At 72.3% G+C, this 20,484-nt stretch carries 20 protein-coding genes; 2 read left to right on the forward strand and 18 right to left on the reverse strand.

From position 1 onward, the window contains the following. From efp to rpsD, 14 genes are all read right to left on the reverse strand, one after another. Positions 1–567, reverse strand: coding sequence for an elongation factor P (gene efp, locus K2224_RS23245; protein WP_221908447.1), 567 nt, complete (start codon positions 565–567; stop codon positions 1–3). 66 nt (positions 568–633) lie between these two features. Continuing rightward, positions 634–1,749 carry an aminopeptidase P family protein gene (locus K2224_RS23250; protein WP_221908448.1) on the reverse strand — a complete coding sequence of 372 codons (1,116 nt, stop codon included), beginning with the start codon at positions 1,747–1,749 and terminating at the stop codon, positions 634–636. Between the two features lie 73 nt (positions 1,750–1,822). Next, a complete protein-coding gene (locus tag K2224_RS23255; protein ID WP_221908449.1) occupies positions 1,823–2,695 on the reverse strand; it encodes a Pro-rich N-terminal domain-containing protein in 873 nt (290 codons plus the stop codon). 229 nt (positions 2,696–2,924) lie between these two features. Beyond that, the gene (gene aroQ, locus K2224_RS23260; RefSeq protein WP_221908450.1) at positions 2,925–3,374 is read right to left on the reverse strand and encodes a type II 3-dehydroquinate dehydratase; all 450 of its coding nucleotides are present in this window, start codon (positions 3,372–3,374) and stop codon (positions 2,925–2,927) included. Further along, positions 3,371–4,462, reverse strand: coding sequence for a 3-dehydroquinate synthase (gene aroB / locus K2224_RS23265; protein WP_221908451.1), 1,092 nt, complete (start codon positions 4,460–4,462; stop codon positions 3,371–3,373). Before aroB ends, aroQ begins: the two co-directional genes overlap by 4 nt. Beyond that, positions 4,459–5,013, reverse strand: coding sequence for a shikimate kinase (locus K2224_RS23270; RefSeq protein ID WP_221908452.1), 555 nt, complete (start codon positions 5,011–5,013; stop codon positions 4,459–4,461). Before K2224_RS23270 ends, aroB begins: the two co-directional genes overlap by 4 nt. After that, the gene (gene aroC / locus K2224_RS23275; protein WP_221908453.1) at positions 5,010–6,194 is read right to left on the reverse strand and encodes a chorismate synthase; all 1,185 of its coding nucleotides are present in this window, start codon (positions 6,192–6,194) and stop codon (positions 5,010–5,012) included. Before aroC ends, K2224_RS23270 begins: the two co-directional genes overlap by 4 nt. Before the next feature lie 114 nt (positions 6,195–6,308). Continuing rightward, positions 6,309–7,145 carry a shikimate dehydrogenase gene (locus K2224_RS23280; protein WP_221908454.1) on the reverse strand — a complete coding sequence of 279 codons (837 nt, stop codon included), beginning with the start codon at positions 7,143–7,145 and terminating at the stop codon, positions 6,309–6,311. Positions 7,146–7,155: 10 nt separating this feature from the next. Continuing rightward, positions 7,156–8,973, reverse strand: a complete 1,818-nt coding sequence (mltG, locus tag K2224_RS23285) for an endolytic transglycosylase MltG (protein ID WP_221908455.1) — start codon at positions 8,971–8,973, stop codon at positions 7,156–7,158. A gap of 123 nt (positions 8,974–9,096) precedes the next feature. Further along, positions 9,097–9,561: a Holliday junction resolvase RuvX gene (gene ruvX, locus K2224_RS23290; protein WP_221909888.1), complete on the reverse strand. Its 465-nt coding sequence runs from the start codon at positions 9,559–9,561 to the stop codon at positions 9,097–9,099. Between the two features lie 14 nt (positions 9,562–9,575). After that, entirely contained in the window at positions 9,576–12,245 is a 2,670-nt protein-coding gene (alaS, locus tag K2224_RS23295; RefSeq protein ID WP_221908456.1) for an alanine--tRNA ligase, read from the reverse strand. Beyond that, positions 12,245–12,589, reverse strand: coding sequence for a DUF6167 family protein (locus K2224_RS23300; protein WP_221908457.1), 345 nt, complete (start codon positions 12,587–12,589; stop codon positions 12,245–12,247). The genes alaS and K2224_RS23300 overlap by 1 nt, the downstream gene beginning before the upstream one ends. 8 nt (positions 12,590–12,597) lie before the next feature. After that, positions 12,598–13,017 carry a DUF948 domain-containing protein gene (locus K2224_RS23305; protein ID WP_221909889.1) on the reverse strand — a complete coding sequence of 140 codons (420 nt, stop codon included), beginning with the start codon at positions 13,015–13,017 and terminating at the stop codon, positions 12,598–12,600. Between the two features lie 353 nt (positions 13,018–13,370). After that, a complete protein-coding gene (gene rpsD, locus K2224_RS23310; protein WP_221908458.1) occupies positions 13,371–13,982 on the reverse strand; it encodes a 30S ribosomal protein S4 in 612 nt (203 codons plus the stop codon). Positions 13,983–14,164: 182 nt separating this feature from the next. Here rpsD and K2224_RS23315 point away from each other — a divergent pair, with 182 nt between their 5' ends. Further along, complete coding sequence (locus K2224_RS23315) at positions 14,165–14,959, forward strand: DUF2470 domain-containing protein (protein ID WP_221909890.1); 795 nt, start codon at positions 14,165–14,167, stop codon at positions 14,957–14,959. A 22-nt stretch (positions 14,960–14,981) separates the two neighbouring features. Here K2224_RS23315 and K2224_RS23320 read toward each other — a convergent pair whose 3' ends face one another. From K2224_RS23320 to K2224_RS23335, 4 genes are all read right to left on the reverse strand, one after another. Then, the gene (locus K2224_RS23320; protein WP_221908459.1) at positions 14,982–16,340 is read right to left on the reverse strand and encodes a replication-associated recombination protein A; all 1,359 of its coding nucleotides are present in this window, start codon (positions 16,338–16,340) and stop codon (positions 14,982–14,984) included. A 121-nt stretch (positions 16,341–16,461) separates the two neighbouring features. Beyond that, on the reverse strand, positions 16,462–17,103 hold the full coding sequence (locus tag K2224_RS23325) for a vitamin K epoxide reductase family protein (RefSeq protein WP_221908460.1): 642 nt from the start codon (positions 17,101–17,103) through the stop codon (positions 16,462–16,464). Positions 17,104–17,312: 209 nt separating this feature from the next. Next, on the reverse strand, positions 17,313–18,575 hold the full coding sequence (hisS, locus tag K2224_RS23330) for a histidine--tRNA ligase (RefSeq protein WP_221908461.1): 1,263 nt from the start codon (positions 18,573–18,575) through the stop codon (positions 17,313–17,315). A gap of 12 nt (positions 18,576–18,587) precedes the next feature. Continuing rightward, the gene (locus K2224_RS23335; RefSeq protein WP_221908462.1) at positions 18,588–19,304 is read right to left on the reverse strand and encodes an MBL fold metallo-hydrolase; all 717 of its coding nucleotides are present in this window, start codon (positions 19,302–19,304) and stop codon (positions 18,588–18,590) included. A gap of 231 nt (positions 19,305–19,535) precedes the next feature. On the opposite strand from K2224_RS23335, the gene K2224_RS23340 reads away from it, so the two are divergent. Then, the gene (locus K2224_RS23340; RefSeq protein WP_221908463.1) at positions 19,536–20,357 is read left to right on the forward strand and encodes a peptidylprolyl isomerase; all 822 of its coding nucleotides are present in this window, start codon (positions 19,536–19,538) and stop codon (positions 20,355–20,357) included. Positions 20,358–20,484: the final 127 nt, after the last annotated feature.

The following is a 20,484-nucleotide window of genomic DNA, read 5'->3' on the forward strand; positions in this document are numbered from 1 at the left end:
TTAGCTGTTCACCCGGCCGAGGTAGTCGCCGGTGCGGGTGTCGACCTTGATCTTCTCACCGGTGGTGATGAAGAGCGGGACCTGGATCTCGTAGCCGGTCTCCAGCGTGGCCGGCTTGGTGCCGCCGGTGGAGCGGTCGCCCTGGACGCCCGGCTCGGTCTCCGAGATGACCAGCTCGACGGCGGCCGGCAGCTCGACGTAGAGGACCTGGCCCTCGTTCTGCGCGACGACGGCCTCGAAGCCCTCGAGCAGGAAGTTGGCGGCGTCGCCGACGGTCTTGCGGTCGACGTGCAGCTGGTCGTAGGTGTCCATGTCCATGAAGACGAAGTAGTCGCCGTCCATGTACGAGAACTGCATGCCCCGCTTGTCGACGGTCGCCGTCTCGACCTTGGTGCCGGCGTTGAAGGTCTTGTCCACCACCTTGCCGGAGAGCACGTGCTTGAGCTTGGTACGGACGAAGGCCGGGCCCTTACCGGGCTTGACGTGCTGGAACTCGACGACGGACCAGAGCTGGCCGCCTTCGAGCTTGAGCACCATGCCGTTCTTGAGGTCGTTCGTGGAAGCCACGGTTGCGGAATCTCCTGGACTGCAGGTGGTGGGTACCTCGAAACCGCCCGCAGCGAGCCCGGTGGCTCACAGGGCGAGCAGCTCCTTGGTCGTGATCGTGAGTAGCTCGGGTCCGCCGTCCGCCTCGGGGCGGACGACGAGGGTGTCGTCGATCCGGACACCCCCTCGGCCCGGGATGTGGACCCCTGGCTCGACGGTGACCGGCACGCAAGCGTCCAGTTTACCCATGGCGCCGGGTGACAACTGAGGGTCCTCGTCGATTTCCAGTCCGACACCGTGCCCGGTCCACGGCCCGAGGCCGTCTCCGTGCCCCGCCGTCTCCAGGATCTGGCGGGTCACCCGGTCCACCTCGTGGCACTCCACGCCCGGTGCCAGCGCCTCCCGGCCGGCCTTCTGGGCTGCGAAGACCAGGTCGTACAGCTCGATCTGCCAGTCCGCCGGAGTGGTGCCGATGACGAAGGTGCGGCCGATCTCGCAGCGGTAGCCGCGGTAGTTCGCGCCCAGCCCGACGGTCAGGAAGTCGCCCTCCTCGACCCGGCGGTCGGTGGGCAGGTGCCCGGCGCGTCCGGAGTTCGGGCCGGTGGCGACGGAGGTGGGGAAGGCCGGGCCGTCCGCGCCGTGGTCGACCAGGCGGCGCTCCAGTTCGAGCGCGAGATGCCGTTCGGTGCGGCCGACCAGGATCGACTCCAGGAGTTCGCCCAGCGCCTGGTCGCTGATCTCGGCGGCGATCCGCAGGCAGGCGATCTCGTCGTCGTCCTTCACCAGCCGCTGCGTCTCGACGGCGCAGGCCAGGTCGGCGAGCCGCATTCCGGGGGCCGCCTGGGAGAGCGCCCGGTGCCGGCTGACCGTGAGGTGGTGCTCCTCCACCGCCAGGACCTCCGCGCCCGACCTGGCGGCCAGCCCGGCGGCGGCCACCGCGGCGTCGCCACCGCGGGCGGGCAGCACCGAGATCCGCACGTCGTCGGAGGGCCGCCCCTCGGTGGGGTCACCGGTCGGCGGGCAGCCGCAGACCAGGATGTCGTCCCCGGGGCTGCCGGCGCCCAGCAGCAGGGTCGCGCCGGGTGGGGTGCAGCCGGTGAGATAACGGACGTTGGCCGGGCGCGAGATCAGGGCGGCGGTACTTCCGGTTGCGGCGCAGCGGTCGCGCAGCTGCGCGCGTCGGGCCGCGTACAACTCGGACATATCGCCAGCGTACGACCGCTCTCCCCGCGCGGCCGTTCGAGACGGCCGCCCGGGGGACGGGCCGGCTCAGGCCCTACCAGCTGGGCGGGCTGGCGATGCTGCGGGCGACGACCTCGTCGAGCGCCCGCACGGTGGTGGCCACGTCGTGCTGGGAGTTGTCGATGATCGGCAGACCCGAGCCGTACCAGCCGGCCATCCGGCCGTGGATCCGCGCCACCTCCTCGTCGGAGAGGCGGCGGTTGCCGGTGCGCCGGGCGTTGCGCTCCAGGACGACCTCCAGGCCCGGGAGCAGCACGATCGGCAGCAGGCCGGGGCCCACGTGGCGCTTCCAGCCGCCGAGGCCGACGACCGGGCGGTCCGGGAAGACCGCGTCGTCAAGGATGCAGGAGATGCCGTTGGCGAGGAAGTTGCGGGCGGCGAAGCCGCAGGTGCGGCGGGCGAGGCGGTACTGGGCCTCGGAGTTGTCGTTCCAGCCGGACTGCGGGTCGGCGAATCCGGCCCGGACCCACTCCCGGACGTCGTCCAGGCTGATGTGCGCGGTCGGCACCCGCCGGGTGTCGGCCCAGTGGCGGGCGACGCTGGTCTTCCCGGCGCCGGCCGGGCCGATCAGCAGCACCGCGACGGCGGCGTGCGCGGGGTCCGGGGTGGCGTTGCTGGGCAGCGGGACGGGGGCGCCGGGCGGCAGCTGGATGTGCCCGGTGATGTCGCCGCTGTGCTGGGCGGGCGGGTGCTGCCCTGCGGGCGGGGCCGCGGGCGGTGCGGCGGGCCAGCCCGGAGGGGCCGGCGCGGGCGGGGCGGGGGGCGGCGGCGGGGCCGCGGGGGTGTGCGGCATGCCGGGCGGATGAGGCTGGCCGGGGTGCGGCGCCCAGTTCATGGTCATGCCGGCGCCCTGGGTGGGAAGCGGGCCGCGGGGCGGTGGCAGCGGAGCCCCCACTGCGTACTGCATCCGGTGGCTCTCCGTCTCGTGCGGTCGACGTGGTGCGGGGCGGCGCAGCGGACGGGGTGACCCGGTGCGCCGGGGCGGCAACTGCGGGGCGGGCACGGAAGGTTGGCGCCCCGCCGCCGGGTGGTGCTGCGGTGAACCGTACTCCCCCGGCGGCTGCCGGGAGGTTTCCCTACCCCGGCCGTCCGTCGAATGAACGGCCGAGGGTACGGGCGTGTGGACGACGCGCGGGTCAGTCGTTCAGTTCCTCGGCCAGGGCGCGTAGCGCGAGGCGGTAGGAGCCGATGCCGAAGCCGGCGACGGTGCCACTGGCGACGGCCGCGATGACCGAGGTGTGGCGGAACTCCTCGCGGGCGTACGGGTTGGAGATGTGCACCTCGACCAGCGGGGCGGTGCGCTGGGCGGCCGCGTCCCGCATCGCGTAGGAGTAGTGCGTGAACGCACCGGGGTTGATGACGACCGGGATGGCGCCGTCGGCGGCCTCGTGCAGCCAGCGGACCATCTCGCCCTCGTCGTTGGTCTCCCGCACCTCGGCGTCCAGGCCCAGCTCCTCGCCGAGCCGGGCGCACTCGGCGACCAGTCCGGCGTAGGAGGTGGCGCCGTAGACGTCGGGCTCGCGGGAGCCCAGCCGGCCGAGGTTGGGGCCGTTGAGTACCAGCACCCGGCGCGCTGCCGCGGTCATGCGGCGATCTCCGCGTGCGCGGCGAGCAGCATCGCCGGATCGGGGCTCTCCAGGACGACCGGTTTGGCCAGGCCGTCCAGGACGATGAAGCGCAGCCGGTCGCCGCGGGACTTCTTGTCGACCTTCATGGTCTCCAGCAGCTTGGGCCACTGGTCGCCGCGGTAGGTCAGCGGCAGTCCGACGGCGGACAGGACGGCCCGGTGCCGGTCGGCGGTGGCGTCGTCCAACCGGCCGGCGATCCGACCGAGTTCGGCGGCGAAGACCATGCCGACCGAGACCGCGGCGCCGTGCCGCCAGTTGTAGCGCTCGTTCTTCTCGATGGCGTGGGCCAGGGTGTGGCCGTAGTTGAGGATCTCCCGCAGACCGGACTCCTTGAGGTCCGCGGAGACCACCTCGGCCTTGACCCGGATCGCCCGCACGATCAGCTCGGCGGTGTGCGGGCCGTCGGGCCGCTTGGCGCCCTCGGGGTCGGACTCGATCAGGTCGAGGATCACCGGGTCGGCGATGAAGCCGGCCTTGATGACCTCGGCCAGCCCGGAGACGTAGTCGTGGACCGGGAGGGAGTCCAGCGCCGCGAGGTCGCAGAGCACCCCGGCCGGCGGGTGGAAGGCGCCGACGAGGTTCTTGCCCTCGGCGGTGTTGATGCCGGTCTTGCCGCCGACCGCGGCGTCCACCATGCCCAGGACGGTGGTCGGGACGGCGATCCAGCGCACCCCGCGCAGCCAGGTCGCGGCGACGAAGCCGGCCAGGTCGGTGGTGGCGCCGCCGCCCACGCCGACGATCACGTCGGTGCGGGTGAAGCCGGTCTGGCCGAGCGCCTTCCAGCAGTAGGCGGCGACCTCGGCGGTCTTGGCCTCCTCGGCGTTGGGCAGCTGGACGGCGATCGCCTCGTAGCCCTGGTCGGCGAGGTCCGCGCGCAGCGCCTCGCCGGTGGCGGACAGCGCCTCGGGGTGCAGCACGGCGACGCGCCTGGCCCCGGTGCCGATCAGGCCGGGGAGTTCACCCAGCAGCTGCCGACCGACGAGTACCTCGTACGGGTCGGTGCCGGCGGTGCCGCCGACCTGGATGCGGGTGGCGTGCTCCGTCATGCCTGTTCCTCCCTGCCGGCGGGGTGCGCGGGGTCCGCGGCCGGCCGTAGCTCCAAAGCGTCCACGATCGCGTCGGCGATGTCCTCGGGGGTGCGGCCCCCGGTGGCGATCACCGCCCGTGCGACCTCGGTGTAGAGCGGGCGGCGCCGCTCCATCAGCTCGCGCCACTGCTTGCGCGGGTTGACCGCGAGCAGCGGGCGGGGCGCGTCCAGGCCCACCCGCTTGACTGCGTCGGCGAGTTCGACGTCCAGGAAGACCACCGGCAGGCCGGTCAGCAGCTTCCGGGTGCCGTCGTCCATGACCGCGCCGCCGCCGAGGGAGAGCACTCCCCGGTGGCCGTCGAGGGCGGTGCGGACCGCCGCCCGCTCCAGCTCGCGGAAGTGCCCCTCGCCGTCCTCGATGAAGATCTCGGCGATCGGCTTGTCGGCGGTGACGACGATGTCGGCGTCGGTGTCGCGGTAGCCGACGCCGAGCCGGGCGGCCAGCAGCGCGCCCACGGTGGACTTGCCGGCCCCGGGCGGGCCGACCAGTACGACGACGGGCGCGGTCACTTGATCGCCAGGTTGTCGAGGTAGCCCTGGACGTTGCGGCGGGTCTCCGGCACGCTGTCGCCGCCGAACTTCTCCACCACCGCGTCGGCCAGCACCAGCGCCACCATCGCCTCGGCGACGATGCCGGCGGCCGGGACCGCGCAGACGTCGGAGCGCTGGTGGTGGGCCTTGGCGGCCTCGCCGGTGGCGACGTCGATCGTCGCCAGCGCCCGCGGCACGGTCGCGATCGGCTTCATCGCGGCCCGCACGCGCAGGAGTTCACCGGTGGTCAGGCCGCCCTCGGTGCCGCCGGAGCGGCCCGAGGTGCGCCTGATGCCATCTTCGGTGGCCACGATCTCGTCGTGCGCCTTGGAGCCGGGCACCCGCGCCAGGTCGAAGCCGTCGCCGACCTCGACGCCCTTGATGGCCTGGATGCCCATCAGGGCGGCGGCCAGCCGGGCGTCCAGACGGCGGTCCCAATGGACGTGCGAGCCGAGGCCGACGGGCACGCCGTAGGCCAGCACCTCGACGACGCCGCCGAGCGTGTCGCCGTCCTTGTGGGCCTGGTCGATCTCGGCGACCATCGCCTTCGAGGCGTCGGCGTCCAGGCAGCGCACCGGGTCGGCGTCCAGCTTCTCGACGTCGGAGGGCTCGGGGTAGACGCCGTAGGGGGCCTTGGCCGCGGCCAGCTCGACGACGTGCGAGACGATCTCGATGCCGGCCGTCTCCTTGAGGAAGGAGCGGGCGACGGTGCCCAGAGCGACCCGGGCCGCGGTCTCGCGGGCGGAGGCGCGCTCCAGGATCGGGCGGGCCTCGTCGAAGCCGTACTTCTGCATGCCGGCGAGGTCGGCGTGGCCTGGGCGGGGACGGGTCAGCGGGGCGTTGCGGGCCAGCTCGGCCAGCTCGGCCTCGTCGACCGGGTCGGCGGCCATGACCTGCTCCCACTTGGGCCACTCGGTGTTGCCGACCATGATCGCGACGGGGGAGCCCAGCGACCGCCCGTGCCGGACACCGCCGAGGAAGGTGACCTCGTCCCGCTCGAACTTCATCCGGGCACCGCGGCCATAGCCGAGCCGGCGGCGGGCCAGGGCGTCCGCCACCATCTCCGTGGTGATCGGCACGCCGGCGGGAAGGCCCTCCAGCGTCGCCACGAGTGCGGGGCCGTGCGACTCCCCCGCCGTCAGCCAGCGCAACCTGCTCAACGGTGCTCCTCAGTACTGCTCATGTGCTGCTCATCCGCGTACGGTCTCCTCCGATCCTCCCACGTCGGGCCGGCCGTGTGGCGCGCCGTCCAGGGTGCGGACCGAAGCGACCGGTCAGCGGGCCGCGAGCGCCGCCTCGCCGGCCCGGCGCATCGCGGCCAGCGGCGCGGGCGCCCGGCCGGTCATCTGCTCGACCTGGAGGACGGCCTGGTGGACCAGGAGGTCCAGGCCGCCGACGACGGCACCGCCGCGGGCGGCCCAGGCGGCGGCCAGGGCGGTCGGCCAGGGCTCGTAGAGCACGTCGAAGAGGGTGCCGGGGCGGTCGGGCACGGCGGCGGCGAGCGGGTCGGTGCTGCCCGCGGGGGTGGTGGCGACGACCAGCGGCGCCTCGAAGGCCGCGGCCGCGTCGTCCCAGGGGGCGGTGCGCACCGCGACGTCGAGCCGTTCGCCCCAGCCGCGCATCTCCTCGGCGCGGGCCGCGCTGCGGACGTACGCGGTGACCTCGCCGGTGCAGATCCGGGCGAGCGCGGCGAGCGCGGAGGAGGCGGTGGCGCCGGCGCCGAGGACGGCGGCCCGCTCGACCCGCTCGACGCCGCGTTCGCGCAGCGCGGCGAGCATGCCGGGGACGTCGGTGTTGTCGCCGCGCCGGCGCCCGTCGGGGGTGAACACGACGGTGTTGACCGCCTCCACCGAGGCCGCGGTGGGGCTGATCTCGTCCAGCAGCGGGATCACCGCGCGCTTGAGCGGCATGGTCAGCGACAGCCCGGCCCACTCCGGTCCGAGCTCCGCCATGAAGCCGGGGAGCGCGGCCTCGTCGACCTCGTGCCGGCCGTACTCCCAGCCGGCCAGCCCGAGTTCGTCGTAGGCGGCGCGGTGCAGCACCGGCGAGAGGGAGTGCGCGATGGGCGACCCGAGGACCGCCGCCTTCTTGATGTCGGGACTGTGGGACACGGGCTGGCCTTCAGCTTCCGTTCTTCTTCTGCGCCTGTTGCTGCTGGAATTGCTGGTAGAGCTTGTTGAACTCGGTGAGACTGGTGGCGAAGTCGGTCTTCTTGCCGTCCAACGAGATGAAGTAGAGCCACTTGTCGGAGTCGTCCGGATTGATCGTCGCCTTCAACGCCTCCGCACCGGGATTACCGATCGGGCCGGGCGGCAACCCCTTGTAGAAGTAGGTGTTGTAGGGGTCGTTGTAGGTCCGGATCTCCTTGATGGGAATGTCGATCTTGCTCTGCTTTTTGAGGTAGTTGTACGTCGAGTCGAATTCCAGCTTCTGGTTCGTGTCCGTGTTGGTCGGAGCCAGTCGGTTGTAGACGACCGCGGCCATCTTGCGGAAGTCGTCGTGCGTCCGGCCCTCGGCCTGGGTGAGGCTGGCGACGGTGAGGAGTTGGAGCGGGGAATCCAGGTGGAATTTCGCCGCGTTCGCCGCGAGATCGTACTGCTGGTATTCCTTCGTGGCCCGCGCGACCATCTGCCGGAGCACGTCCGCGGGCTTGGCGTGGTCGCCGACGCTGTATGTCGAGGGGTAGAGGAAGCCCTCCAGCGGGTCCTTGATCTTCGGGGAGTCGCCGGCCCAGGAGGGCAGACCGAGGTTCTTGGCCTGGCTCTTGGCGACGTCCTTGGTGGTGCCCGCCTTGAGCTTGAGCTTCTTGTCGATCAGCTCGTAGACCCCGTCGGCCCGCAGCCCCTCCCGGACCGTCAGGCCGTTGCGGCTCTTGGGATCCAGCATGAGGTCGAGGGCGGCCGCCGCCGACATCTGCTTGCGCAGCGTGTACGTCCCGGGCTGGAGGCTGCGCGACTTCTTGTCGTCCGCGGCCGCGGCCTCGGTGAACGCGCCGGCGCTCTTGATCACGCCGTCGCGGGCGAGGATCGTGCCCATCTGGGAGATCGGCACCCCGTCCGGGATCTCCACCTGCACGTCGCCGGAGCCCTCGCCCTCGTAGTCGGGCGCTGATCCGAAGCGGGCCTTGATGTAGTCGTAGCCGAAGTAGCCGACGCCACCGACGACGCCGACCAGGGCCAGGGTCGCGATCAGGCAGGCGGAGCCACTGCGCCGCTTGTTCTTCTTGTTCTTCTTGTTGCGACCGCGGCGGTCACGGCCGGAGGACCGGTCGTCCTCGTCGTCGTGGTCGGCGTCCTCGGCGTCCGGGGCGTCGGCGAAGAACGGGTGTTCCCGTTCCGGTGCGCGCGGTTCCGGCTCGTCGGCGTCCTGCGCCGCCCGCCAGTCGTCGCCCGCGGCGGCCGGGTCGTCGTAGGACGGGCCGGCCTGCGGGTGCTGCTGCGGGCCGGGGCCCTGCGGGTGCGGCGGCTGCCCGTACTGCCGGGCGTGCGGGTCCGCCTGCTCCGGGATCCCGTGCTGCGGGGGCGGCGGCTGGGCGGGCAGCTGCTGGGTCTCCTGGAATCCGTAGCCGTCCTGGCCGCCGTAGTACTCGTGTCCGGGGTAGTCCTGGCCGGCGGGATGCGGGGCCGGGTAGTCCTGGCCCGGCTGGTGGTACGGGCCGGGCGGCGGCTGCTGCCCGTAGGGGTCGTACGGGTCGTACGCCGGCCGGCCGCCCGGCTGCTGCGTGCCGTCCCAGCCGCCGTGGCCCGCCGGGTACTGCTGGTGCGGATGCGGCTGCTGGGGAAACTGCTCCTGGGGGTACTGCTGCTGGGGATACCCGGTGGGCTGCTGCCCCGCCCACTGCGGCTGCTGCGCCTGGCCTCCGTACGAACCACGGTCTCCGTAGAGCGGGTCGTCGGGATGCCACGGTTCGGAGCCGTAGCCCCGGCCATACTCGGTCATCGATCCCCTAGAGCCGAGAGGCGGGGCGCTCCATCCGGGCAGCGCCTGACGTACCGATCCACCTCTACTTGCACGCGCGGCTGTTCGAACCGCCACAACGCGCGGAACGTTACCGTACCGCGATCAGATGACCACTTCGACGGGCTCCCCGGGCGGCTGCCCGGACTTCCGTTCGGTCTCCAGCGCGCTCTGGAGGATGACCACCGCGGCGGCCTGGTCGACCACCGAGCGGCCCTTCTTGCTGCGGACGCCGGAGGCCCGCAGCCCGTGGGTCGCGGTGACCGTCGACATCCGCTCGTCGACCAGCCGCACCCCCACGGGGGCGATGTTCCGGGCCAGTTCACGGGCGAAGGCCCGGACCTTGGCCGCGGCCGGCCCCTCTCCCCCACTGAGGGAACGGGGCAGGCCGACCACGACCTCCAGCGGCTCGTACTCCTCGACGATCGCCTTCAACCGCCGGTGCGCCGCCGGGACGTCCCGCCCCGGCACGGTCTCGACGGGGGTGGCGAGGACCCCGTCGGGGTCGCACGAGGCGACCCCGATCCGGGCGTCCCCGACATCCACGGCGATGCGGCGGCCGCGTCGCATCTCGCTCACGTGCGTCAGGCCGCCTCGGACACCAGGCGCCGGACGGCCTCGACGGCCTCGGGCACCGCGGCGGCGTTCTGGCCGCCGCCCTGGGCCACGTCCGGCTTGCCGCCACCACCGCCGCCGAGCGTCTTGGCCGCGGTGCGGACCAGGTCGCCGGCCTTGATGCCGCGCTCGCGGGCGGCCTCGTTGGTGGCGATGACGGTCAGCGGACGGCCGCCCGCCACGGTGAACAGGGCCACCACCACGGCGCGGTCGCCCGGGATCCGGCCGCGCACGTCGAGGACCAGCTTGCGCAGGTCGTCGGCGGAGGTGCCGTCCTGGACCGGGGCGGCGACCAGGGCCACCCCGCGGACGTCCTGGGCATCCGCGGCCAGCCCGGCCGCGGCCTGCAGCACCTTCTCGGCGCGGAACTTCTCGATCTCCTTCTCGGCGTCCTTCAGCTTGGCCAGGACACCGGAGATCTTCTCCGGCAGCTCCTCCGGGCGGCCCTTGACCAGCTCGGTGAGCTGCGAGACGACGGTGTGCTCGCGGGCCAGGAACCGGTAGGCGTCCACGCCGACCAGGGCCTCGACCCGGCGCACGCCGGAGCCGATGGAGGACTCGCCGAGCAGCTTCACCAGGCCCAGCTGGGCGGTGTTGTGGACGTGCGTGCCGCCGCACAGCTCCTTGGAGAAGTCGCCGATGGTGACCACGCGGACCCGCTCGCCGTACTTCTCGCCGAACTCGGCGATCGCGCCCTGCTTCTTGGCCTCGTCCATGCTCATGACCTCGGCGTGCACGTCGAGTTCGCGGGACAGGACGTCGTTGATCTTCTGCTCGACGTCGGTGAGGACCGAGCCGGGCACGGCGGTCGGCGAACCGAAGTCGAAGCGGAAGCGGCCCGGGGAGTTCTCCGAACCGGCCTGGGCGGCGGTCGGGCCCAGGGCGTCGCGCAGCGCCTGGTGGGTGAGGTGGGTGGCGCTGTGCGCGCGGGCGATGGCCCGGCGGCGCTGGACGTCGATGACGGCGTACCCGGCGGCGCCGAGCACCACCTCGCCGACCTGCACCGCGCCCTTGTGGACGAGGACGCCGGGGACCGGCTGCTGGACGTCGCGCACCTCGACGACGGCGCCGTTGTCCAGCTTGATGCGGCCGGTGTCGGCGAGCTGGCCGCCGCCCTCGGCGTAGAACGGCGTGCGGTCCAGCACGACCTCGACCTCGTCGCCCTCGTGGGCGGCCGGGGCCGAGGCGCCGTTGACCACCAGTCCGACGACGGTGGACTCGCCCTCGGTGTCGGTGTAGCCGGTGAAGACCGAGGCGCCGGCGGTGTCGGCGATCTCGCGGTAGGCCGACATGTCGGCGTGGCCGTGCTTCTTGGCCTGGGCGTCGGCCTTGGCGCGCTCCCGCTGCTCCTTCATCAGGCGGCGGAAGCCGTCCTCGTCCACCGAGAGGCCCTGCTCGGCGGCCATTTCGAGGGTGAGGTCGATCGGGAAGCCCCAGGTGTCGTGGAGCAGGAACGCCTTGTCGCCGGAGAGCACCGTGCTGCCGCCGGCCTTGGTCTCGGTGACGGCGGTGTCGAGGATGTTGGTGCCGGCCTTGAGGGTCTTGAGGAAGGCAGCCTCCTCGGCGAGGGCGACCGTCTCGATGCGCTTGCGGTCCTCCAGCAGCTCCGGGTACTGCTGGCCCATCGTGCGGATGACCACGTCGAGCAGCTCGCCGACGACCGGGCCGGTGGCGCCCAGCAGCCGCATGTTGCGGATGGCGCGGCGCATGATGCGGCGCAGGACGTAGCCGCGGCCCTCGTTGCCGGGGGTGACGCCGTCGCCGATGAGCATGGTGGAGGTGCGCATGTGGTCGGCGACCACGCGCAGCGAGACGTCGGAGTCGTCGGCGGTGCCGTAGCGGACGCCGGTGAGCTCGCCGGCCTTGTCGATCACGACGCGCAGGGTGTCGGTCTCGTACATGTTGCGGACGCCCTGGAGGATCATCGCGAGGCGTTCCAGGCCGAGGCCGGTGTCGATGTTCTTCGACGGCAGCTCGCCGAGGATCTCGAAGTCCTCCTTGCCGAGGCCCGCGCCGCGCTCGTACTGCATGAAGACCAGGTTCCAGATCTCCACGTAGCGCTCGTCGTTGACGGCCGGGCCGCCCTCCACGCCGAACTCGGGGCCGCGGTCGTAGTTGATCTCCGAGCACGGGCCGCAGGGGCCCGGGACGCCCATGGACCAGTAGTTCTCCTTCTTGCCCAGGCGCTGGATGCGCTCCTTGGGCACGCCGACGACCTCGTGCCAGATGCGCTCGGCCTCGTCGTCGTCGAGGTAGACGGTGATCCAGAGCTTCTCGGGCTCCAGGCCGTAGCCGCCCTCCGCCACGGGAGACGTCAGCAGCTCCCAGGCGTACTTGATGGCGCCTTCCTTGAAGTAGTCGCCGAAGGAGAAGTTGCCGCACATCTGGAAGAACGTGCCGTGCCGGGTGGTCTTGCCGACCTCTTCGATGTCCGGCGTGCGGACGCACTTCTGGACGCTGGTGGCGGTCTTGAAGGGGGGCTTGACCTCGCCGAGGAAGTACGGCTTGAAGGGGACCATGCCCGCCGGGACCAGGAGCAGCGTCGGGTCGTCCGCGATGAGCGACGCCGACGGCACGACGGTGTGCCCGCGCTCTTCGAAGAAGCGCAGCCAGCGGCGGCGGATTTCAGCCGACTCCATCAGTGGTCCTCATTTCCGGTCGGTCCGGTCAGTCCGGGGGTTCTCGTGGTTCGGTAGGACGTCTGCTGCACCTGCTGCACCGCACGGCGCGGCGCGGGCAGCTCACGCACCTCGCCGGGCTCCGCGAGCCCGAGCGCGTCGTGCAGTTGCTCTTCACGGTCCGCCATTCCGGCCCGTACGTCCAATGCAAATTGGCGCAGCCGGTGTCCGGTCTCGACGGCCTTGTCCGCGGCCTGCGCGGCGAGGCTGTCGGGCTGCAGCTTGCGCAGCTTGCGGTGGACCTTGTTGGTGGCCCACACCCCGGCGGCGGCGCCGGTGGTGAACCAGAATGCGCGGCGGAACATCGCGGTGATCAGTCCTTGGAGCGACGGGAGCGGCGCCCGCCGCGGCGTGCGCCGGGCAGGGTGCGGCCGACGATGACGGTGCGGTCCGGCTCGGGCAGGCCCTTCTTGCCGATCGCGCGGCGCACGCCGTAGCCGAACGCGGCGACCTTGACCAGCGGCCCGCCGAAGGCGGACGAGACGGTCGAGGAGAGCGCGGAGGCGTTGGCGGTGACCTCTTGGACGTCGGCGGCGATGGCGTCGACGCGAGCGAGTTGGCTGTGCGCGGAGCGGACGGTCTCGGAGGCGTCGGCGAGGAGCGGCACGGCCTGCTCGGACACCTCGGTCACCATCTTGGTGGTCGCCTTGAGGGTCTGTGCGAGCCTCACCAGTACGAGGGCGAGGAACGACACGAGGATCGCCCAGAAGACGGCCACGAGGATCCCGGCCACCTCTCCACCGGACACGCTGGCACCACTCTCCGACTGGTCTGCTCTGGTCTGGTCTCGTCCTGCTCGAACGGCAACCTTGACCTTATCGCGCCGTGACTGTGCGTCCGTACCGCGTCGCCGTTCCGGCCCGCGGCACCGGAGGGCCGATTGTACGGCCCGTGTCGGTGCGCATGCGCTCCGTGGGGCGAGTGGGGGCATCGAGCCGGGAACTCGACGCCGTCATGCGGCAGTTGACCACCGGCCCGGCGGCCGGCCGGGGCCGGGGATTCCCCCCGGAAACACACCGGCCCGCCGCCTCCCCGTCCGCGTGCGGAGGGGAGTCGGCGGGCTGAGCGGTGCGCCGGCCGCTTGGATCAGCGGGCGTAGTACTCGACGACGAGCTGCTCGTCGCAGATCACCGGGATCTCCTTGCGGTTGGGGTCCCGGTCCAGGCGGAACGCCAGCGCCTGGAGGTTGACCTCCAGGTAGCGCGGGGTCTCGCCGTCGGGGGCGTAGCCACCCTCGCGGGCCACCTGGAAGGGGTGCTTCTCGCGGCTGCGCTCGCGGACCATCACGACGTCGCCGGGGCGGACGCGGAAGGACGGCTTGTCGACCTTGCGGTCGTTGACCGAGATGTGGCCGTGGACGACCATCTGGCGGGCCTGGTAGATCGTCCGGGCCAGACCCGAACGCAGGACGAGCGCGTCCAGACGGCGCTCCAGCTCGACGATCAGGGCCTCGCCCGTCTTGCCTTCGACCTTCCGAGCGCGGTCGTAGGCACGGACCATCTGGCGCTCGCTGATGTCGTACTGAGCGCGCAGACGCTGCTTCTCCAGCAGTCGGACCTTGTAGTCACTGGTCTGCTTGCGGCCACGGCCGTGCTCGCCGGGCGGGTAGGGGCGGGCCTCGAAGTACTTGACGGCCTTGGGCGTCAGCGCGATGCCGAGCGCACGGGACTTCTTGACCTTGGGACGCGACTGGTTCACGTGGAACGTTCCTCCATGTAAGTTAGGTGAGGCTTACCTTAGCGCGAGGAGAACGCATGTTTCGACCTGGGATCCACCTGCCCGGCGCGGACCGCACCGGGACGGGTCAGCCGCGTCCCACGGAAGACGCCCAGCGGCCCTCGGCGGCTGAGCGCGTACGAACTCTCGTCGAATCCCATGGTATGGCGTCGCTGGACATCCCCGGAGTCGAGGATCCGGACGAGACCGGCCTCTCGGCTCCCGTCTGCCGGACCGCGACCCCCGAAGGAGACGTGCTGCTGCTGGTTCCTGGGGACTCCGCGGCCGCCCGGGCCGCCGCGCACGCCCAGGACGACGACCTGCCCGCCGTGATGGAGATCACGGATGTGGCACCGATCGCGGTGCCGCACCGAGTCCGCGGCCGCGCCTGGGTCGCCGGCTGGCTCACCCCCGTACGGAACGAACAGCGGGCCCGGGCCGCGATGCTGCTCGCCGAGCGGCACCCGGTCGGCGAGCTGCTGGGCATCGGCGAGGCACTGGCGCCGGACCCCGCGCCGGGCCAGTACGGGCGGCCCGCCTGGATGCTGCTGCGCCTGGAGGTCGGCGAGGGCGCGGTGGACGACCTGTGGGGCGCGGAGACCTTCGAACCGGAGGAGTTCGCCGCCGCGGCGCCCGACCCGCTGGTCTCCCACGAGGCGGAGCTCCTCCAGCACCTGCACGCCGCCCACTCCGCGCAGGTCCGGGGGCTGTGCGCGCTGCTCGGCGAGCGCGGCGACGAGGTCTGCGGGCTGCGCGGCCAGGCCGTGCCGGTGGGCCTGGACCGCTTCGGGCTGCGGGTCCGCTTCGTTCGCGGCAGCGGGGATCGGGCCCAGGGGGGCGGCGGGGCCGACGGCGTCCTGCGGACCTTCGACGCCCGCTTCGACTTCCCCGAACCCGTCCGGGACGTAGTCGAGCTGCGCCGGGCGATGCACGTCCTCTTCGAGGCCGCGGCCGGCTGACCCGCCGCGGCACCCGGCCCCGTCAGTCGCCGCTCTCGCCGCGCAGCCGGGCCCGGACCCGCTCGGCGACATCGGCGTAGCGCGCCTCGGCGCCGTGCCGGGTGGGGGCGTAGTAGCGCGTGCCGTGCACCGCGTCGGGGGCGTACTGCTGGGCCGCGATGCCGCCCGGCAGGTCGTGCGGGTACTGGTAGCCCTTGCCGTGGCCCAGCTTCTGGGCGCCCTGGTAGTGACTGTCGCGCAGATGCGGGGGCACCGGCCCGGCCTTGCCGGCGCGGACGTCAGCCAGTGCGGCGTCTATCGCCAGATACGCGGCGTTCGACTTCGGGGCGAGGGCGAGCGCGATGGTGGCCTGGCTCAGCGTGATCCGGGCCTCGGGGAAGCCGATCAGGGCGACCGCCTGGGCCGCGGCCACCGCCGTCTGCAGCGCCGACGGATCGGCCAGGCCGATGTCCTCGCTCGCCGAGATCATCAGGCGGCGGGCGATGAACCGGGGGTCCTCCCCCGCCTCGATCATCCGCGCCAGATAGTGCAGCGCGGCGTCCACATCGGAACCGCGGATGGACTTGATCAGTGCGCTGGCGACGTCGTAGTGCTGGTCGCCGGCCCGGTCGTACTTCACCGCGGCGCGGTCGACCGCCTCCTCCAGCGTCCGGAGGGTGATCTCCTGCTCCCCCTTGGCCAGCGCGGAACCGGCACCGGCCTCCAGGGCCGTCAGCGCCCGCCGGGCGTCACCGCCCGCGATCCGCAGCAGATGGGCCTCGGTGTCCTCGGGGAGGGCGACCGTCCCGCCGAGCCCGCGCTCGGCGGTCAACGCGCGGTGCAGCAGGCCCCGCAGGTCGTCGTCGGTGAGCGGTTCGAGGGTCAGCAGCAGGGAGCGGGAGAGCAGCGGGGAGATCACCGAGAAGTACGGGTTCTCGGTGGTGGCGGCGATCAGCGTGACCCAGCGGTTCTCCACCGCGGGCAGCAGGGAGTCCTGCTGGGCCTTGCTGAAGCGGTGGATCTCGTCGAGGAAGAGGACGGTCTCCTTGCCGTAGCCCCCCGAGGCGCGGCGGGCGCCGTCGATGACCGCGCGGACCTCCTTGACGCCGGCGGTGATCGCGGAGAGCTCGACGAAGCGCTTGTTGGTCGCCTGGCTGACGACGTACGCCAGGGTCGTCTTGCCGATGCCGGGCGGGCCCCACAGGAACACCGACGACGGGCCGGCCGGTCCACCGCTGCCCTCCCCCACCAACCGCCGCAGCGGCGAGCCGGGCTTGAGCAGATGCTGCTGGCCGACGACTTCGTCGAGGGTGCGGGGGCGCATGCGTACGGCGAGAGGGGACCCCGCGGGGTCCTTCTCCTGACGGTCTTCCGCGGCGGCGGTGAACAGGTCGGGCTCCACGTCTACGGAGCCTATGCCACCCCACTGACAACGCCCCGGCCGCCGAGGTGGCGGACCGGGGCGAGCGACGGCTTCCGGACGGCTCCGGGCTGCCGCGGGCAGCGCGGGCGGCTGCGGGGCTTCAGAGCAGGCTGCTCCAGTACGACCACCAGCGGGTCAGGATCAGCAGCCCGATCACGCCGTACCAGAGCACCGGGACGACCCAGTGGAACTCCAGCACCGCGTTGCGCAGTCCCCGGGGCACCGGGACGATGCCGTGCTTGATGTTGTGCACGGTGGTGTACCAGAACATCAGGACGGTCACGCACCAGGTCAGCGTGCACCACAGGCAGAGCGCGTTGATGTCGTAGAGCGACTGGGTCATCAGCCACATGCAGAAGACCGCGGCGAGGCCGGTGCCGACGTTCAGCCCGAGCCAGTACCAGCGGCGGAAGCGGGCGCCCGCCAGCAGGGCCATGCCGATCGCGACGACCACCCCGAAGCCGACCAGTCCGGCCATCGGGTTGGGGAAGCCGAAGACCTCCGCCTGCTTGCTCTGCATCACGCTGCCGCAGGAGATGATCGGGTTGAGGCTGCAGGCCGGCTTGAAGTTCGGGTCCTTGAGCAGCTCGAACTTGTCCAGCGTGATGACCCAGGCGGCCAGTCCGCCGAGCGCGCCGGTGATCACCAGGAGCAGGGCCAGCGCGCGACCGGAGCCGATGAGCTCCGCGGCGCTCACGTGGTCGTCGTCGGTGGACACGTCGTCAAGCGCTGTCGTCGTCATATGGCCGTTCCGTCGGTCCCGTGGGAGGTGTCGCCCGGCCGGCGGGCCCGGCCGCAACCTTCATTGTGCCGCACCTCCTTGTGGGACCGGGGTGTCGTGCCCGGATCCGGGGTGATTCGCGCCCGGCGTTGACGCGAGGGGCCCGGACGGCGCGCTGCCGTCCGGGCCCCTCGTGGTCCGTCATGACCGGGTGGTCCGTCGTGACCGGCTCAGCCCAGCGCCCGCCGGACCTCCTCGACCACCGCGTCCAGCGCGACCGGGGTCTGCTCGCCGCTGGTGAGGTCCTTGAGCTGGACCACGCCCTCGGCCAGATCCCGCTCGCCGGCCACCAGGGCCAGCCGCGCACCGGAGCGGTTGGCGGACTTCATGGCGTTCTTCAGGCCCTTGCCACCGAAGGCGAAGTCGGTGGCGACGCCGGCCAGCCGCAGCTCGGTGACCTTGCCGAACAGCACCCGGCGGGCCTCCTCGCCGAGCGGGACGGCGTAGACGGAGGTGGCGGCCGGAATGTCGAGGGTCACGCCCTCGGCCTCCAGGGCCAGCACCGTGCGGTCCACGCCCAGCGCCCAGCCGACGGACGGCAGCGCGGGGCCGCCGATCATCTCCGACAGGCCGTCGTAGCGGCCGCCGCCGCCCACCGCGGACTGCGAGCCCAGGCCGTCGTGGACGAACTCGAAGGTGGTGCGGGTGTAGTAGTCCAGGCCGCGGACCAGCTTCGGGTCGTCCTCGAAGGCCACACCCGCCGCGGTCAGCAGCTCGCGGACCTGCTCGTGGTAGGTCTTGCACGCCTCGCAGAGGTAGTCGCGCAGCATCGGCGCGCCGATCAGCTGCTCCTGGACGGCCTCGCGCTTGTCGTCCAGGACCCGCAGCGGGTTGATCTCGATCCGGCGGCGGGTGTCCTCGTCCAGCTGGAGCCCGCGCAGGAACTCCTGGAGCGCGGCGCGGTAGACGGGGCGGCACTCCTTGTCGCCGAGCGAGTTCAGCAGGATGCGGAAGTCGCGCAGGCCCAGCGAGCGGTACGCCTGGTGGGCCAGGATGATCAGCTCGGCGTCCAGCGCCGGGTCCTCGGCGCCGATCGCCTCGGCACCGACCTGCGAGAAGTGCCGGTAGCGGCCCTTCTGCGGGCGCTCGTAGCGGTAGTACGAGCCGGAGTACCAGAGCTTGACGGGGAGGTTGCCGCCCTTGTGGAGGTTGGCCTCCAGCGCGGCGCGCAGTACGGAGGCGGTGCCCTCGGGGCGCAGCGCGAGCTTGTCGCCGCCCTTGGTCTCGAAGGCGTACATCTCCTTGGTGACGATGTCGGTGGACTCACCGACACCGCGGGCGAACAGCTCGACGTTCTCGAAGCCGGGCGTCTCGACGTAGCCGTAGCCGGAGTTCCTCAGCGGTGCGGCGATCGCCTCGCGCACCGCGAGGTACGTCGCGGAGTTCGGCGGGATCAGGTCGTAGGTGCCCTTGGGTGCCTGAAAGGTGCTCACGGAAGGTTCTCGTCACAATCCTCGTCGCGGAGCGGCGGTCGGGGTGCCGTCTCCGAGGCCGGCGGCCACCTGCCGGAGGAAGGGGTTGGTGGCGCGTTCGCGGCCGATGGTGGTCTGGGGGCCGTGGCCGGACAGGACGACGGTCTCGTCCTCCAGCGGCAGGCACACGCGTGCCAGCGACCGGAGGATCTCGGCGTGGTCGCCGCCCGGCATGTCGGTACGTCCGATGGAGCCGGCGAACAACAGGTCGCCCGAGAAGAAGACCGGCGGGATGTCGGCCTGCTCGGGCATCCGGAAGGTCACCGACCCCTTGGTATGGCCCGGGGCGTGCGCGACCGAGAACTCCAGCCCGGCCAGCTCCAGGACGCCGCCGTCGGCCAGCTCCTTGACATCGTCCGGCTCGCCCACCGTCAGCTCGCCCATGAGCCGCTGACCGATGGAGCGGCCGAGGGCCTTCTCCGGGTCGCTCATCATGTAGCGGTCCTCGGGGTGGATCCAGGCGGGGACGTCGTGCGCACCGCACACCGGGACGACGGACGCGACGTGGTCGATGTGGCCGTGGGTGAGGATCACCGCGACGGGCTTGAGCCGATGCTTCCGGAGCGCGTCCTCGACGCCCGGGGCCGCCTGGTGGCCCGGATCGATGATCACGCACTCCTCGCCGGCGGCGGGGGCGACCAGATAGCAGTTGGTGCCCCAGGCCCCGGCGGGGAACCCGGCAATCAGCACGTTCGTCCTTAAAGATCGGCGGGGGCGGGCCTGCGCGGCCGCGCCCGGAACATCTCGGCAGCTCCAGAGCCTACCGGCGGGACTCCCGGCAGGGCGAACCCGTATACGGTACGGCCACGGCCGGGCCCTGTCACCGGACCCGCCGCCCGCCCGGAGGACCGTCGGCGGGCGGGAGTTGCGACGACCGGGCCCGACGGCAGCGATCGACGCTTGAGGACAAGGAGGCGACCGGTGGTCAGCAAGGACCGGCGGCGGCGCGAGCTCGCCCGGGAGAAGCACGCGCGCCAGCAGCAGCGGCGGGCCGAGTCCACGCGGCGGGCCAAGCGCCGCAACGTGATCCTCGCGGGCGTCGTGGCCGTCGCCCTGGCGGCGGGCGCCACCGCCTACGCCTCGGTCACCCTCCTCGGCGGCGGGCCGGACCGCACCGACGCCGCGGCCTCCCCCTCGCCGGCCGACCCGTGCGCCCGGCCCGCCAAGGGCACACCGTCGACGAAGACCTGGCCGAAGGAGCCGGCGCTGACGATCGACGCCTCGGCGTCGTACACCGCCCGGCTGGCCACCACCTGCGGGCAGATCACGTTCACCATGGACGCTTCCGAGGCGCCGCACACCGTCAACTCCTTCGCCTTCCTGGCGGGCCAGGGCTACTTCGACCACAGCCGCTGCCACCGCCTGGTCGACCAGCACATCTACGTCCTGCAGTGCGGCGACCCCAAGGGCACCGGCGAGGGCACGCCCGGCTACACCCTCCCCGACGAGAACCTCAAGGACCCCCGGATCAAGGGCGATGTGTACCCGGCGGGCACGGTCGCGATGGCCAACCGCTACGACGGCAAGGACCCCAAGACCCGCAACTCCGGCGGCAGTCAGTTCTTCCTCGTCTACCAGGACAGCCAGCTGCCCCCGAACTACACGCCGTTCGGCCGGATCACCGGCGGGATGGACGTGCTGAAGAAGATCGCCGAGGCCGGCTCGCACCCCGAGCCGGAGACCGGCAACACCGCTCCCAACGCCACCGTCGTCATCAACAGGGCAACGGTCGGGAAATCCTGATCGGCGGTGGCCGGGAGGGGGCGCATTCGGTCGTCCTCGCTGCAATTTCGGTCGTGCTGGATGCGGACAGCCGACCGCCGGTCGCCTAGATTGGCGTTGTGTAGGGTGCCTGCTCCGACGGCCTGCC

The organism is Streptomyces sp. BHT-5-2, assembly GCF_019774615.1.
Classification (GTDB): domain Bacteria; phylum Actinomycetota; class Actinomycetes; order Streptomycetales; family Streptomycetaceae; genus Streptomyces.